A 15,078-nucleotide genomic window follows, 5' to 3' on the forward strand; every position below is an offset into this window, starting at 1 on the left:
ATGAAACTTGCTACCGGTATTGTCGCGTCTCTGGTTATTGGATCGCTGTCATTTGGCGTGCTTGCAGCAGAAGAGTTGCAGAAAGATAAAGTCAAAGAGATGAACCTGACCAAAATTGGCACAGTGACCACCTCTGACACCACTGCACCGATGGATGCGAAAGCGGAAATCGTGAAGAAAGCCGATGAGCTGGGTGGGAAATATTATGTTGTGACCAGCGGTGATAAAACGGGCAAAGACATTCACGCGACCGCAGACGTGTATAAATAACAGCAGCAGGCGGATCCCCGATCCGCCTGTCTGTCAGCCTGGCATCCACCACTCCCGCAGACAGGCTTTTCCTTCCGGACACTGACGGCACTGCCCGCTCAGACAGCCACCGGGCTCTTCCTGAACGCGACGGACTTTTCCCAGCGCCTCCATCCGGCTCAGCATCGCTTCCACCATCGACAGCGGCGTATGCAGCGCAGCGCTCAGGGCGCTGGCCTCCATTTTGCCATGCAGGGCCAGCATATCGCGGATCTCAAACAGTGAGGCCATGGCGTGTCTCCTTAGTGACAGTCGCTGCCGGTGCTGGCTTCGCAGCAGCGGGCAAGCTGTTTACGCGTCGCCAGCAGATCGACGTTCACCCGGCTTCTGGCGCGACGCAGGCCGCCAATCACCAGCACGTTAAACAGGATCACCGCGAGGATACAGACCAGGCTGTAGCGCGGATGCTGGCTAAAGGTGGCGGTCTGATAAAACAGGGTGGCGAGGGAATAAGCGATATTCAGCCCCCAGAGGATCGAGAAGCCCATCCAGCCGCGGCTCGCTTCGCGAGCGATGGCCCCCATCACCGAAATACAGGGGATGTAGAGCAGCACGAAGATCAGATAGCTGTAGGCGGCGGCAGGGCTGCCAAACTTCTCGCTCATCACGCCCATGGTGCCGGTGGCCATTTCGCCGTCGCCTTTGCTGGCTTCGATCGGATTAGCCAGCGTGCTCAGGCTTAAGGTTTCCACCAGGCTTTGCCAGGTTTCTTGCGCGGCGCCCAGCAGTTCGTCCGTCAGGCTGAACTGCGCTGCATCAAAGGGCGCGTCCTGAATGTTTTCGGCGGTGTAGAGGGTGTTTAATGTCCCGACCACCACTTCTTTTGCCATCGCGCCGGTAAACAGACCGACGGTCGCCTGCCAGTGATCCTCCTGCACGCCGACAGGCTCAAGCAGCGGCGTGAACACCCGACTGACCGATGCCAGCGCCGAGTCGTTGATGCTCGTAGCCGCCTGGCCGCCAAGCGTAAAGCTGTTCAGGGCGCTGAGGAAAATACTGACCACCACAATCACCTTACCCGCGCGCAGCACAAAGCCTTTCAGACGCTGCCAGGTTTGCAGCAGCAGGCTTTTCAGGTGCGGGACGTGATACACCGGCAGCTCCATCACAAAAGGCGAGGCTTCGCCGCGCATAATGGTGTGCTTGAGCATCAGGCCGGTGAGAATAGCCATCACGATCCCCAGCACATAGAGCGAGAACACCGCCAGCGCACCCTGCTGCCCGAAGAAGGCCGAGGCGAAGACGGCGAAAATCGCCAGCCGCGCGCCGCAGGACATAAAGGGTGCCATCATGATGGTCATCAGGCGCTCACGCGGCGCATCCAGCGTGCGGGCGCCCATTACCGACGGCACATTACAGCCAAAGCCGACAATCAGCGGCACAAAGGATTTGCCCGGTAGCCCCAGCGACTGCATCAGGCGATCCATTACAAAGGCCGCGCGCGCCATGTAGCCGGAGTCTTCAAGGAATGACAGGAACAGGTACATCATGCCGATCTGCGGCACCAGCGGCAGCACGGTGTTGATACCGCCGCCCAGCCCCTGGGCAAGGAAAATAGTCAGCCAGTCCGGGAAGTGCAGCGTGTAACCAATCCACTGAATACCGTGAATGAAAATGGCCACGGAACCGGCGTCAAAGATCGGCGCCAGCGCGCCGCCGATGTTAATGGCCAGCACAAACATCACGTACATCACCAGCAGGAAGATCGGCAGCCCGAGCAGACGGTTGAGGACGATCTTATCCATGGCGGCGGTAAAGCGCCCCGGCTCCGCCGTTAACGTGTTGCTCACCGCATCGCAAATGGCCGCGATGGTCTGGTAACGGGCGTCGGCGATGTGCAGGGCAGGATCGTCCATCTCCTCTTTCAGACGCGCCAGCGCCTGCGGCAGATGCTGCGCCGCATCGCCCGCGTAGCCGCGGCTGTAGATATCGCCTTCCAGCATCTGCAACGCCAGCCAGCGACGCTGTTGTTCCGGCATCTGTGTATCCATGGTTTCCGCCAGCATGGCGGCTTCCCGCAGCAGGGGACGCGCATAATGCACCAGGCTGATAGCCTGATTCTGCTGGTGGCGGTCAATCGCCAGCTTAAGGGCGTCGATACCGCGCCCGCGCGTTGATACCAGCGGCACCACCGGGCAACCCAGGCGGGCGGACAGGGCATCGATGTCGATGCGGATCTGCTGTTTCTCGGCAATGTCGAGCATGTTAAGCGCCACGATGCAGGGAATGCCCAGCTCCAGCAGCTGTAGCGTCAGGTAGAGGTTACGCTCCAGATTTGACGCATCCACTACGTTAATCAGCATGTCCGCCTCGCCGCTGAGAATGTAGTGGCAGGCGATCTGTTCATCGAGAGAGGTTTGCGACGAAATGGTGGTCAGAGAATAGGTGCCAGGCAGGTCCACCAGGGTTACCGCGTGGTCAGTGGTGGAGAACAGCCCTTCTTTACGCTCCACCGTGACGCCCGCCCAGTTACCGACACGCTGACGTGCGCCGGTAAGCTGATTAAATAAAGTTGTCTTGCCGGAATTAGGATTGCCAATTAAACCAAGGGTTAATTTTTTCATAGTATTGCTGCGCTCTGTGAGTCAGTCGCTTATTAACGGGATACCGCTTCCACTTCTAATAACGCCAGATCTTTTTTTCGTAATACCAGGCTGACCCGACGGGTTTCAATATGTACAGGGTCACCGAAGGGCGCGACGCGCACCACGTTAAATGACGAGCCCGGCAGCATGCCAAGCGAAAGCAGTTTCTGACGGTAAGCCGGGCTGATTTCAGGGGCGAAACCGGTAATTTTCCACGCGCTGTCAGGTGAGAATGCCATAGGGACCTACTTAATTTTGCAAATCAGGGTAGTGTGCCGGGCGTCGTCAACATTCAGGAAAAGCGGAATAAGCGACCCCGGCGACGGTGACAAAATAATCAACTGAAAGAATGGTAATGAGAATGGTTTTTATCATCAACGGATAAAATGTGTGTGAATGTTATATTGGCGATTAATATGCGGGACTTTTGATTTAGCTCAAAAATAAGCGCGGAAATGATTTTAGTTAAATGGAACCAGAATTAACGCATTGTGTTAATAATGTGAAAAATAGTGATCTGTTAAGTTTTATTAATTATTTAAAGTTAATTCCCTCTCCCGCAGGAGAGGGCGAAAAAAGATTAACGTTTTTTACCCATGGCCGCCGCCAGCGCATCCATCATCGCGCTGTTGCCGGATGGCTGAGCATCACGACCGCGTGGTTTTGCCGCCCCGCGCGCTGCCGGGCGGCTGGCCTGTTCGCGCTGCGGGCCACTGCCGCGACGGGAACTGGTTTCGCCTGGCTGTTCGTCAAGACGCATGGTCAGGGCGATACGTTTTCGCGGCAGATCGACTTCCATCACCTTCACTTTGACGATATCACCGGCTTTCACCACGCTGTGCGGATCGTCGACAAACTTGTTGGACAGCGAGGAGATATGCACCAGGCCGTCCTGATGCACGCCGATGTCCACGAATGCGCCAAAGTTGGTGACGTTGGTCACCGCGCCTTCAAGGATCATGCCTGGCAGCAGGTCGTTCATGGTTTCCACGCCCTCGGCGAAGGTCGCGGTTTTGAATTCCGGACGCGGATCGCGGCCTGGTTTTTCCAGCTCTTTGATGATATCGGTCACCGTCGGCACGCCGAAACGCTCATCGGTGAAGTCGGAGGCTTTCAGCTGACGCAGCTCGTTGCCGTTACCCATCAGATCGCGCAATGACTGCTCGGTGGCGGCCAGAATGCGCTCCACCACCGGATAGGCTTCCGGGTGCACCGTTGACGCATCCAGCGGGTTATCGCCGTGGTTAATGCGCAGGAAGCCCGCGCACTGTTCGAAGGCTTTCGGCCCCAGACGGCTCACCTTCAGCAACTGCTGGCGGTTCTGGAACTGCCCGTTCTCATCGCGCCAGGCGACAATATTCTGCGCCATCATGCGGGTTAAACCCGCCACGCGGGTTAACAGCGGTACGGAGGCGGTATTCAGATCGACGCCCACGGCGTTTACGCAGTCTTCCACCACCGCATCGAGCTTACGCGCCAGCTGTGACTGGCTGACGTCGTGCTGGTACTGGCCGACGCCGATGGATTTCGGATCGATTTTCACCAGCTCCGCCAGCGGATCCTGTAAACGACGGGCGATAGACACCGCGCCACGGATGGAGACATCCAGATCCGGGAACTCCAGCGCCGCCAGTTCAGAGGCGGAATAGACAGACGCGCCCGCTTCGCTGACGATCACTTTTTGCGCCGTGACTTTCGGGAACTGCTTTTGCACGTCGAGGAAGAAACGCTCGGTTTCGCGCGAGGCCGTGCCGTTACCGATGGCCACCAGTTCAACATTATGTTTTTCGCACAGCGTGGCGACCACTACCGCCGCTTTCGCGGCCTGGCCGGTGTGCGGATAGATGGTGTCGGTCGCCACCAGCTTGCCGGTGCCGTCAACCACCGCCACTTTCACGCCGGTGCGCAGGCCGGGATCAAGACCCATGGTGGCGCGCAGCCCTGCAGGGGCCGCCATCAGCAGATCGTGCAGGTTACGGGCGAACACGTTAATGGCTTCGTCTTCGGCGCGCTCGCGCACGGTGCCCATTAATTCGGTTTCGAGGTGCATCAGCACCTTGATACGCCATGTCCAGCTCACCACGCCACGACGCCAGCTGTCGGCAGGGGCATTGTTCAGGCGCAGGCCGAGATGGTCGATGATGATCTGTTCGCAATGGCTCTCTTTGGGCGGCTCATCAAACTGCGGATCGGCGTTCAGCGCCAGTTGCAGAATGCCTTCGTTGCGGCCACGGAACATCGCCAGCGCGCGGTGTGACGGCACGCTGCTAATAGGTTCGTGATGATCGAAATAGTCGCGGAATTTCGCGCCTTCTTCCTCTTTGCCGCTAATCACCGTCGCCACCAGGTGCGCGTTCTTCCACAGGTAGTCACGCACTTTCGCCAGCAGCGCCGCGTCTTCCGCAAAGCGCTCCATCAGAATATAACGCGCGCCGTCCAGCGCCGCTTTGGTGTCAGCCACGCCTTTATCCGCATCGACGAATTTCGCAGCTTCAGTTTCCGGGTGATGGGACGGATCCTTCCACAGTAGATCGGCGAGTGGTTCGAGTCCTGCTTCAATGGCGATTTGCCCGCGTGTGCGGCGCTTAGGCTTATAGGGCAGGTAGAGATCTTCGAGTTCGGTTTTGCTCAGCGTACTGTTGATGGCCCCGGCCAGTTCGTCGGTCAGCTTGCCCTGTTCGCCGATGGATTTGAGGATCGCCTGGCGTCTCTCTTCCAGTTCGCGCAGGTAGCCAAGACGGGTTTCGAGCTGACGTAATTGCGTGTCGTCCAGACCGCCGGTGACTTCTTTACGATAACGTGCAATGAACGGCACGGTGTTCCCTTCATCAAGCAGGCGAACGGCAGATTCTACCTGTTCAGCTCTCGCCTGAAGTTCACCCGCAATAATGCGGCAGAGCGAATTATTCATCATTTCAATATCATCTTCTGAGCAAAAACAGCCGATAGTTATACGGATTGAGGCAGCAAAATGCCAGCCGTAACGGGCGGCTTAGGGATTATTCTGGCGGGCTATTTTACATAGGTGATCTCATTCACATACCAGGTGGCTTCACCGCCCGGCGTCTGCACCACGGCGACGTCGCCAACCTCTTTCTTCAGCAGCGCGCGCGCCATCGGCGAGTCGATGGAGATGTAATCCTTTTGACCAAAAATTTCATCGTAGCCGACAATGCGGAAACGGCGGGTATCGCCCTCGTCGTTCTCAATTTCCACCCAGGCGCCAAAAAAGACTTTGCCTTCCTGCTGCGGGGAGTAATCTACGATACGCAGATTTTCGAGGCATTTAGTGAGATAGCGCACCCGGCGGTCGATCTCGCGCAGCCGTTTCTTATTATACTGGTAGTCGGCGTTTTCACTGCGGTCGCCCAGACTTGCCGCCCAGGTCACTTTTTTGGTGACTTCGGGGCGCTCCTGACGCCAGAGATAATCCATTTCCTGCTTGAGTTTGTCGTAACCCTCACGGGTAATCAGGGGCGTTTTCATTTTCCATGCCTTATTCTGTGAGCAAATGTACAGATAACTTGCTGTTAAATATGCTTTGTAACAATTTCGACTAGAATTCATACCAGAATTAACTGGTGGTGGGCGCACACTTTTTTAGAATACGCTTTCAAGATTGTCCGAACCTTTGGGAGTACAAACAATGCAAGAGAATTATAAGATTCTGGTCGTCGATGACGATATGCGCCTGCGTGCGCTGCTTGAACGTTATCTCACCGAGCAAGGCTTCCAGGTTCGCAGCGTCGCCAACGCAGAACAGATGGATCGCCTGCTAACCCGTGAATCCTTCCACCTGATGGTGCTCGACTTAATGTTACCTGGTGAAGATGGTTTGTCCATCTGCCGTCGCCTGCGTAGCCAGAGCAACCCGATGCCGATCATTATGGTCACGGCGAAAGGCGAAGAAGTTGACCGTATCGTGGGCCTCGAAATTGGCGCTGACGACTACATTCCAAAACCCTTTAACCCGCGCGAGCTGCTGGCCCGTATCCGCGCCGTGCTGCGCCGTCAGGCGAATGAACTGCCGGGTGCGCCGTCGCAGGAAGAAGCGGTTATCGCCTTTGGGAAGTTCAAGCTTAACCTCGGCACCCGCGAAATGTTCCGCGAAGATGAGCCGATGCCGCTGACCAGCGGTGAATTCGCCGTGCTGAAAGCGCTGGTTAGCCATCCGCGCGAGCCGCTGTCCCGCGATAAGCTGATGAACCTGGCCCGTGGCCGCGAATACTCCGCGATGGAGCGCTCCATCGACGTTCAAATCTCCCGCCTGCGCCGCATGGTGGAAGAAGATCCGGCGCACCCGCGCTATATTCAGACCGTCTGGGGTCTGGGCTACGTCTTTGTGCCGGACGGCGCTAAAGCATGAGGCGAATGCGCTTCTCGCCGCGAAGTTCGTTTGCCCGCACGCTGTTGCTGATCGTCACCCTGCTGTTCGTCAGCCTGGTGACGACCTATCTGGTGGTGCTGAACTTCGCGATCCTGCCGAGCCTCCAGCAGTTTAATAAGGTCCTCGCTTACGAAGTCCGTATGCTGATGACCGATAAACTGCAACTGGAGGACGGCACGCAACTGGTGGTTCCCCCTGCGTTTCGCCGGGAGATCTATCGCGAGCTGGGCATTTCGCTCTACTCCAACGAGGCCGCTGAAGATGCGGGCCTGCGTTGGGCGCAACATTACGAATTCTTAAGCCATCAGATGGCGCAGCAGCTGGGCGGCCCGACGGAAGTGCGCGTCGAGGTCAACAAAAGCTCGCCCGTCGTGTGGCTCAAAACCTGGCTGTCGCCCAATATCTGGGTGCGCGTACCGCTCACGGAAATTCATCAGGGCGATTTCTCCCCGCTGTTCCGCTATACGCTGGCTATTATGCTGATGGCCATCGGCGGCGCATGGCTGTTTATCCGTATCCAGAACCGGCCGCTGGTGGATCTGGAACATGCCGCGCTTAAAGTGGGGAAAGGGCAAATTCCGCAGCCGCTGCGCGAATATGGCGCGTCTGAGGTGCGCTCCGTGACCCGCGCCTTCAACCAGATGGCGGCGGGCGTCAAACAGCTGGCCGATGACCGTACGCTGTTAATGGCGGGCGTCAGCCACGATCTGCGTACGCCGCTGACCCGCATTCGCCTCGCCACGGAAATGATGGCCGAAGAAGACGGCTATCTCGCGGAATCCATCAATAAAGACATCGAAGAGTGCAACGCCATTATCGAGCAGTTTATTGATTACCTGCGTACCGGCCAGGAAATGCCGATGGAGATCGCCGATCTCAATTCGGTACTGGGCGAAGTGGTGGCGGCTGAAAGCGGCTATGAGCGTGAAATCGAAACGGCGATGCACCCGGATGAGATCCTGGTGCGTATGCATCCGCTCTCCATTAAGCGTGCCGTGGCGAATATGGTGGTTAACGCCGCCCGCTATGGCAACGGCTGGATCAAAGTCAGCAGCGGTACCGAGCCGCATCGCGCCTGGTTCCAGGTGGAGGACGACGGTCCGGGGATCAAACCGGAGCAGCGTAAGCATCTGTTCCAGCCTTTTGTGCGGGGCGACAGCGCGCGCAGCACCAGCGGTACAGGCTTAGGCCTGGCGATTGTGCAGCGTATTGTCGATAACCATAACGGTCTGCTGGAGCTGGGCACGAGCGAGCGGGGCGGGTTATGCATTCGCGCCTGGCTGCCGATCCCGGTGGCGCGTGTTGCAAGTCAGGTGAAAGAGGGTTAATTAACAGTGCCCGGTGGCGCGATGAAACAGTAGGCCCGGCAAGCAACGCGCCGCCGGGCATAAAACAGATAAGATTTACAGCTTCGGTCCTGCACTCACCAGCGCCGCACCCGCCGGGGTATCGGTATACTTCTCGAAATTACTGATAAACAGTTTCGCCAGCGCTTCGGCTTTCTCCTGCCACTGTTCCGGTGACGCATAGGTGTTGCGCGGATCGAGGATCGCGGTGTCCACACCCGGCAACGTCGTCGGGATCGCCAGATTAAACATCGGCAGCGTAAAGGTTTCCGCTTCGTCCAGCGAACCATTCAGAATGGCGTCAATAATGGCGCGCGTATCTTTAATGGAGATGCGCTTGCCGGTACCGTTCCAGCCGGTATTCACCAGATAAGCCTGCGCGCCCGCCGCCTGCATGCGTTTCACCAGCACTTCGGCGTACTGCGTCGGGTGCAGCGACAGGAAGGCCGCGCCAAAACAGGCGGAGAAGGTCGGGGTCGGCTCGGTGACGCCGCGCTCGGTGCCCGCCAGCTTGGCGGTGAAACCCGACAGGAAATGGTACTGCGTCTGGTTAGCCGACAGCCGCGACACTGGCGGCAACACGCCGAAAGCATCGGCGGTGAGGAAGATCACCTTGGTGGCATGTCCGGCCTTGGACACCGGCTTGACGATATTATCAATGTGATAGATCGGGTAAGAGACGCGGGTGTTCTCGGTTTTGGAACCATCGTCATAATCGACAGAGCCGTCTGCGCGCACGGTGACGTTTTCCAGCAGCGCATCACGGCGAATGGCGTGGAAAATATCCGGCTCGGCCTCTTCGGACAGCTTGATCGTTTTTGCGTAGCAGCCGCCTTCGAAGTTAAACACGCCGTCATCATCCCAGCCGTGTTCGTCATCGCCGATCAGACGGCGTTTCGGATCGGTGGAGAGGGTGGTTTTACCGGTGCCGGACAGACCAAAGAACACCGCCACATCGCCTTTTTCACCGACGTTCGCCGAACAGTGCATGGAAGCGATACCCTTCAGCGGCAGCAGGTAGTTCATGATCGAGAACATCCCTTTTTTCATTTCGCCGCCGTACCAGGTGCCGCCGATCAGCTGAATGCGTTCGGTCAGGTTAAAGGCCACGAAATTCTCGGAGTTCAGACCCTGCTCTTTCCACTGCGGGTTAGTGCACTTCGCGCCGTTCATGACGATAAAGTCCGGCGTAAAGCCCGCCAGCTCTTCTTCCGTCGGGCGGATAAACATGTTTTTGACGAAATGGGCCTGCCAGGCGACTTCGGTAATAAAGCGCACCGACAGACGGGTGTCAGCGTTCGCGCCGCAAAAGGCATCAACAATAAACAGCCGCTTGCCGGAGAGTTGACGGGTAACCAGGCCTTTCAGATGCTGCCAGGTTTCCGGGGAGAGCGGTTTATTGTCGTTCTTGCCTTTGCCTTTATCGGACCACCACACGGTATCGCGGGTGGTGTCATCGCGAACAATGTATTTATCTTTCGGCGAACGGCCGGTGAAAATACCGGTGTCGACGGCGATAGCACCAGAATTTGTCAGCACACCGCGCTCGTATCCTTCCAGATCTGGATTGAGCTCTTCCTGATACAGCGTGTCATAATCAGGGTTGTGGACAATATTCTTAACGTCGTGGATACCATAAGCCTCGAGATCCTGCGGGGTTAAATCGTTAACGCGCATGTCACTACTCCTTAGCTAAATGTACTACCTGAGATTGTAGGGTTGTTATAGGGGTTTTAACCGCGACGGGGCTCATAGATTTACGTATCAGGAAAATCTCACTATATAGGGTTACACCCGTCACCTGGCGAGACGAATTATGGATGTTTTGCTTTGAGTCAGGGAGGAAACGTTACGCAATCGGGCTTTTTTAGAGGATTAGTCGGCGGCTTTGTGAGTGTAATCGCATTCATGAAAGGAAATTACGTAACTGTTTCATGAAGATTTAAGGCGCGCCGCCGGGCGGCGACGCGCGAGTCAGCATTAATGCACCTGCGGATCCGCAGGGGAGGCGTTGTTGCGGATTTCCGCAATATCCATCGAATTGAACAGATAGTGATTACCGCAGTAATCGCAGTGCATGTCGATTTCGCCTTCTTCCGCCAGGATGCTGTCGATTTCTTCATCCGGCAGGGTGCGCAGCGCCCCGGCGCAACGCTCGCGGGAGCAGGTGCACTTAAACACCACGTCCTGCGGATCGTAGAGGGTCACTTCCTCTTCGTGATACAGACGCCACAGCACGTCGTTGGCGGGCAGCGTGGTCAGCTCTTCCAGCTTGATGGTATCGGTCAGCGTCGCCAGATGTTCGAAATCATTGGCCTGGGTATCCTGCGCCGGCAGGACCTGCAACAGCATACCGCCCGCCGCCGCTTTACCGTCGACCACGCCGGTGCGAATGAACAGACGCGTCGGCAGCTGCTCAGAACGCATGAAGTAATCTTCCAGGCATTCGGCCAGCGTATCGCCTTCCAGACCGACAACGCCCTGATAGCGTTCGCCTTCTTCCGGCGCAATGGTGATCACCAGATAACCGTTGCCGATAAGGGTTTTCAGATCGGCATTGTCAGGCACGTCGCCCTGCACGCGCGCGACGCCGCGCATTTCCTGGCGGTTGTTGCCATTGATCACGGCGAGGCTCATCGGGCCATCGCCCTGCAACTGCACGGTGATATCACCGGCGAATTTCAGGGTGGCAGTCAGTAAACTTGTCGCGACCAGCAACTCACCGAGGATCATTTTCACCGGCTGCGGGTAATCATGATTTTCAAGGATATGTTGCAGGCTCCCGGATACCGTCACCAGTTCGCCGCGAACGGCATAGTTTTCAAACAGGTAGCGGTGCAATTGGTCGTGTTGGGCCATAGTCATCTCGTCTTAGGGTGAAAAATTACTCTTTTTCACCGAATTTAAATTTTATCAGGTCGCGGCGTTCTTTCTTATCCGGACGGCGATCGGGGTGCGGCATGGTGAGCGCGTTAAGTTTACGGGCCTCGGCCATTTTCTCGCGTTTTTCAACGCTTTCCGCCGTTTCTTCATACAACGCCACCGCCTCACTCGCCGGACGGCGCTGTTCGGTAATGGCACTCACCACTACCGTGCGCTCGTCATTTCCCTGACGCAGCGTCAGCATGGCATTCAGCTCAACAATCTTACTCGGTTTGGTGCGCTGTCCGTTGTAGTGCACTTTGCCGCCTTCGATCATCTCACGTGCCAGCGCGCGGGTTTTGTAAAAGCGTGCCGCCCAGAGCCATTTATCAAGGCGGACCTGCTGTGCGGGTTTCTCTTTCATCGCATCTCCTTCACGCCGAGCGCGGGGATCAAACGGCGGTAGTCATTCAGCCCCGGATGGCGCTGATATTGCTTTTCAGCGATCCCGGAATCCGGATTCGTAATGCCGAGGCAGTAGCGAATACCGAATTGTGCCGCCGCATCGAGGATGGGTTCGCTGTCATCCACAAACAGGGTGCGTTCCGGATCAAGCCCGGTCTCCTGCTGTACGGCTTGCCATAATCGCTGATCCTCTTTCGGATAGCTAAATGTGTGGGTGGAAAGTAATAAATCAAGGTGTGAACCCAGGCCCGTATGCTCAAGCTTCACCGCCAGGTTATGCGGGTGCGCATTGGTCAGCAAAATACGGCGTTTACCACAGGCTTTCAGCGCATCCAGAAACGGCACGGTGTCTTCACGCAATACCGCCCGCGCGCCCTGCGCGGTGGTCATGGCGCAAATATCCAGCCCGAGGCGTTCACTCCAGTAATCCAGACAGTACCAGTTTAGCGTATGCTGCACGGCATGATATTGCTGGCCGATATACGCCTGCGCTTCCTGCGGCGTGATGCCCCGCTGTGCGGCATAGGTTTCCGGCACCAGTTTTTGCCAGAAATAGTTATCAAACGCCAGATCGAGCAGGGTGCCGTCCATGTCCAGCAAAACGGTATCCACGTTTTGCCAGTCAATATCAATATGCATAGAACACTCCGGACAGAAGGAAAATTCGGCGCGGGCTACAACCAGTGCCCGCGCCGAATATTATCAGATAATGTTGTCCGGGGCGGAGATCAGCGTCGGGTTGAAGCAGCTGTCATAGTACTGCTGAATGTCGGCCAGGCGGGTGCGATGGCGCTGATAGCGGCGCAGGGCCTGAATGCCGTTATACAGGCTGCAAAGGATCAGCGCCGCCAGCAGCAGGGTGGTCGCGGCATAACGCCACAGTCCGGCGCTGTCGGGCATACGGTGCAGGCTGATGTGGCGGGTGCCGTTGGCGTCGGTATAAATATTGGTGATGATCCCTTCGGCGCTGAACGGCGTCTGCATCAGCATTTGCGCCAGCCGCTGAAACTCTCCCCACTGATCCTGCGCCGGATAGTCATACAGCGCGACAGGCGGCCACGGCTGATCCACCAGCTCGCTGCCTTCATCGCTGGCAATCACAAAGCCGCCAGGCGCCGGGCTGTTCAGCGCCTGCGCTGCACGAGCGGTTTCACGGGTAATAAAAGGCGCGGTGGAGGTGTCCACCAGATTATCCAGCGATTCGGCGCTGACCGGGCGCAGCAGCACGTTCACGCCGCTGAGTTTACCGGTGCTGGCGCGACGGGTTAGCGCCTCCCAGTCTTTGGTATTGCCGAGATTAACCAGCGCGTTTTTAAGACGCAGACACTCATCTTCGGCGGCGCACAGATCCTGGGTTTTCAGCACGATATCGGCAAAATCATCCAGCAACACCATGCCGGATTTTTCTATGGCCGAACGCAGCGCGGCGCTGACGCGGGAATCTTCTTCTGTCTGGGGATGCAGCTGGCGGTTAACCGCCTGAATCAGCGCGCTGGCTTTATTCACGGTATCGGATTCCGGCAGCGGCAGGGGCGGCGCATCGTTCCAGATAATCTGCGAGCAGTCGAACGGTGTAAACGGCGACTTTTGCTGGGCGTTCCAGTTGCCTGACGCATGGATGCTGCACATACCGGTGCCGCGCAGGCTCAGGGTATCCCCCACGCGCACCGCCGCCTTTTCCAGTTCGTTCACGCTGGTCGCTTCAATGGTCTGCGCGCCTTTCATCCATGACACGGTAAATTTGATGGGCATATCCAGCGGCACCCAGACCAGCAGCATCACCAGCACGATCAGCGCGCCTGCCGCGATAATGGCGCTGCGCAGCCAGTGCTGAACCGGGAAATGCGTGGCTTCGTCATGCAGGGATAAAAAGCGCCCCTGGCGCACCACATGGCGGTCGAGATAAATATCAATATCCGTCTGCTGGCCTAAGTCCTGCGCGATGTAGGGCTGCCAGTGCGGCGGATAAATCAGATCGATAATGCCGAGGGAAATATTATTAATCTGCTCCTGATCGTTCTCACCAAACAGCCCCCAGCGCTTTGGCGTGCCGCGCAGGCAGTGGATCTCACGTAACGTATTTTTTGCCGGCGGCGCGAATAATCCCCAGAGGCCTGCGGCCAGCAGCATGATTGCCCCGCCTGCCATCCACGGCACAAAAACGTTAGGCGTGACCAGGCAGAAGAAAAATAACAGGAAAGAGGCGCTGATCAGCAGGGCTTCCCGCAGCCCGTCCGGGCGGCTCAGGGCATACTCTTCCCGCGTTTGCTGGCGAATATTCAGCAGTTCGATCTGCTCGCTCTCTTCGCCACGAATGGAAGCCTGAGTGGAGGTTTGCACTTCCAGCGAGTAGCCGCGCGTCTCCTGCATGTATTCGCTCAGGGTATGGCCGTTGAGGGAAATGACCAGCGGGAGGGTGTCGGTGTGGATCAGTTCCACCGCGTTTTCATCGGTGATGTACTGTTCCCAGAACGGCGGCAAATGGACTTCTACCGCATCAAGGTAGTAGCGCCATTTATTGAGATCGTCAGTATTGATGCCGTATCGGGTGATCGCGTGCGTCACGGAAAAAACCGTGTTGCTTTGCGTATTTAACGCCATCGCCACCGGCGGCGTGGTCGCACCGGTCGGGCCGGGGACATCCAGGATACGGGATAGCGAATCGAGGTAACTTTCAACCGCGCTGCGCTCATCGGCGGTTAATTTACGCGTGGCGGCATCAGCAAAAACCTGAAGATTTGGTAGCCGGTAGAGGCGCTTCGTCCGTCGCCTGAAAAACCACCATGCAAGAAGTGCGCAGGCAAGGCAGGCAGCGAAAAAAATCAAAATGGTGCTCATACTTTCCCCATCTTACTTTTTTTACAGAGGTGTGGTCAGTAGCACCCTTTCCAAAAAAAACGTCATCACATGGCTGGTTTCGGGCAAGTATAAAACTGAATTCTTTTAAGCGCATACCAGCGCGCAGGATAGTAACAAAACACGCGCTGCATGCAATATCAGCAAATTCCTAATCTCAATTCAAGCTCTTGACTTTTTTAATGAAATGATGAATGTACTAGTTGACGTTACAAATATGTAAATTGAGCGCGAATGCCGTTGCCCAAACTGCTCGCTATACCGCACA

Annotated in this window: 13 protein-coding genes; 3 read left to right on the forward strand and 10 right to left on the reverse strand. The window is 56.8% G+C overall.

Annotated features, from left to right (window positions below):
* On the forward strand, nt 1–270 hold the full coding sequence (locus tag ACQUTD_RS11230; RefSeq protein WP_072571227.1) for a YdgH/BhsA/McbA-like domain containing protein: 270 nt from the start codon (nt 1–3) through the stop codon (nt 268–270).
* A gap of 33 nt (nt 271–303) precedes the next feature.
* Here ACQUTD_RS11230 and feoC read toward each other — a convergent pair whose 3' ends face one another.
* From feoC to greB, 5 genes are all read right to left on the reverse strand, one after another.
* Nucleotides 304–540, reverse strand: a complete 237-nt coding sequence (gene feoC, locus ACQUTD_RS11235; protein WP_318376005.1) for a [Fe-S]-dependent transcriptional repressor FeoC — start codon at nt 538–540, stop codon at nt 304–306.
* Nucleotides 541–551: 11 nt separating this feature from the next.
* Entirely contained in the window at nt 552–2,873 is a 2,322-nt protein-coding gene (gene feoB, locus ACQUTD_RS11240; RefSeq protein ID WP_318362668.1) for a Fe(2+) transporter permease subunit FeoB, read from the reverse strand.
* 32 nt (nt 2,874–2,905) lie between these two features.
* Complete coding sequence (feoA, locus tag ACQUTD_RS11245) at nt 2,906–3,133, reverse strand: ferrous iron transporter A (RefSeq protein WP_088220980.1); 228 nt, start codon at nt 3,131–3,133, stop codon at nt 2,906–2,908.
* A 341-nt stretch (nt 3,134–3,474) separates the two neighbouring features.
* The gene (locus tag ACQUTD_RS11250) at nt 3,475–5,808 is read right to left on the reverse strand and encodes a Tex family protein (protein WP_072571231.1); all 2,334 of its coding nucleotides are present in this window, start codon (nt 5,806–5,808) and stop codon (nt 3,475–3,477) included.
* 98 nt (nt 5,809–5,906) lie between these two features.
* Entirely contained in the window at nt 5,907–6,380 is a 474-nt protein-coding gene (gene greB / locus ACQUTD_RS11255) for a transcription elongation factor GreB (protein ID WP_072571232.1), read from the reverse strand.
* 160 nt (nt 6,381–6,540) lie between these two features.
* Between greB and ompR the strand changes: the two genes are divergently transcribed.
* Nucleotides 6,541–7,260 carry an osmolarity response regulator transcription factor OmpR gene (ompR, locus tag ACQUTD_RS11260; RefSeq protein ID WP_006177890.1) on the forward strand — a complete coding sequence of 240 codons (720 nt, stop codon included), beginning with the start codon at nt 6,541–6,543 and terminating at the stop codon, nt 7,258–7,260.
* Nucleotides 7,257–8,609: a two-component system sensor histidine kinase EnvZ gene (gene envZ, locus ACQUTD_RS11265; protein ID WP_318376008.1), complete on the forward strand. Its 1,353-nt coding sequence runs from the start codon at nt 7,257–7,259 to the stop codon at nt 8,607–8,609. The genes ompR and envZ overlap by 4 nt, the downstream gene beginning before the upstream one ends.
* A gap of 75 nt (nt 8,610–8,684) precedes the next feature.
* Here envZ and pckA read toward each other — a convergent pair whose 3' ends face one another.
* From pckA to ACQUTD_RS11290, 5 genes are all read right to left on the reverse strand, one after another.
* Nucleotides 8,685–10,304 carry a phosphoenolpyruvate carboxykinase (ATP) gene (gene pckA, locus ACQUTD_RS11270; protein ID WP_318376009.1) on the reverse strand — a complete coding sequence of 540 codons (1,620 nt, stop codon included), beginning with the start codon at nt 10,302–10,304 and terminating at the stop codon, nt 8,685–8,687.
* Between the two features lie 303 nt (nt 10,305–10,607).
* Nucleotides 10,608–11,486, reverse strand: a complete 879-nt coding sequence (hslO, locus tag ACQUTD_RS11275; RefSeq protein WP_072571235.1) for an Hsp33 family molecular chaperone HslO — start codon at nt 11,484–11,486, stop codon at nt 10,608–10,610.
* Nucleotides 11,487–11,511: 25 nt separating this feature from the next.
* Entirely contained in the window at nt 11,512–11,913 is a 402-nt protein-coding gene (hslR, locus tag ACQUTD_RS11280) for a ribosome-associated heat shock protein Hsp15 (RefSeq protein WP_072571236.1), read from the reverse strand.
* Nucleotides 11,910–12,593 (reverse strand): GMP/IMP nucleotidase, encoded by a 684-nt coding sequence (gene yrfG / locus ACQUTD_RS11285; RefSeq protein WP_473275085.1) that lies wholly within the window; start codon nt 12,591–12,593, stop codon nt 11,910–11,912. Before yrfG ends, hslR begins: the two co-directional genes overlap by 4 nt.
* A 63-nt stretch (nt 12,594–12,656) precedes the next feature.
* Nucleotides 12,657–14,792: an intracellular growth attenuator family protein gene (locus ACQUTD_RS11290; protein ID WP_318362672.1), complete on the reverse strand. Its 2,136-nt coding sequence runs from the start codon at nt 14,790–14,792 to the stop codon at nt 12,657–12,659.
* Nucleotides 14,793–15,078 lie beyond the last annotated feature (286 nt).

The organism is Enterobacter sp. K510, from assembly GCF_055804875.1.

Bases quoted from the DNA above. Each gene is read 5' to 3' on its own strand.
- feoC (WP_318376005.1), bottom strand. From the start codon at position 540: ATGGCCTCACTGTTTGAGATCCGCGATATGCTGGCCCTGCATGGCAAA.
- ompR (WP_006177890.1), top strand. From the start codon at position 6,541: ATGCAAGAGAATTATAAGATTCTGGTCGTCGATGACGATATGCGCCTG.
- hslO (WP_072571235.1), bottom strand. From the start codon at position 11,486: ATGGCCCAACACGACCAATTGCACCGCTACCTGTTTGAAAACTATGCC.
- feoA (WP_088220980.1), bottom strand. From the start codon at position 3,133: ATGGCATTCTCACCTGACAGCGCGTGGAAAATTACCGGTTTCGCCCCT.
- hslR (WP_072571236.1), bottom strand. From the start codon at position 11,913: ATGAAAGAGAAACCCGCACAGCAGGTCCGCCTTGATAAATGGCTCTGG.
- ACQUTD_RS11230 (WP_072571227.1), top strand. From the start codon at position 1: ATGAAACTTGCTACCGGTATTGTCGCGTCTCTGGTTATTGGATCGCTG.
- ACQUTD_RS11290 (WP_318362672.1), bottom strand. From the start codon at position 14,792: ATGAGCACCATTTTGATTTTTTTCGCTGCCTGCCTTGCCTGCGCACTT.
- feoB (WP_318362668.1), bottom strand. From the start codon at position 2,873: ATGAAAAAATTAACCCTTGGTTTAATTGGCAATCCTAATTCCGGCAAG.
- yrfG (WP_473275085.1), bottom strand. From the start codon at position 12,593: ATGCATATTGATATTGACTGGCAAAACGTGGATACCGTTTTGCTGGAC.
- ACQUTD_RS11250 (WP_072571231.1), bottom strand. From the start codon at position 5,808: ATGATGAATAATTCGCTCTGCCGCATTATTGCGGGTGAACTTCAGGCG.
- greB (WP_072571232.1), bottom strand. From the start codon at position 6,380: ATGAAAACGCCCCTGATTACCCGTGAGGGTTACGACAAACTCAAGCAG.
- pckA (WP_318376009.1), bottom strand. From the start codon at position 10,304: ATGCGCGTTAACGATTTAACCCCGCAGGATCTCGAGGCTTATGGTATC.
- envZ (WP_318376008.1), top strand. From the start codon at position 7,257: ATGAGGCGAATGCGCTTCTCGCCGCGAAGTTCGTTTGCCCGCACGCTG.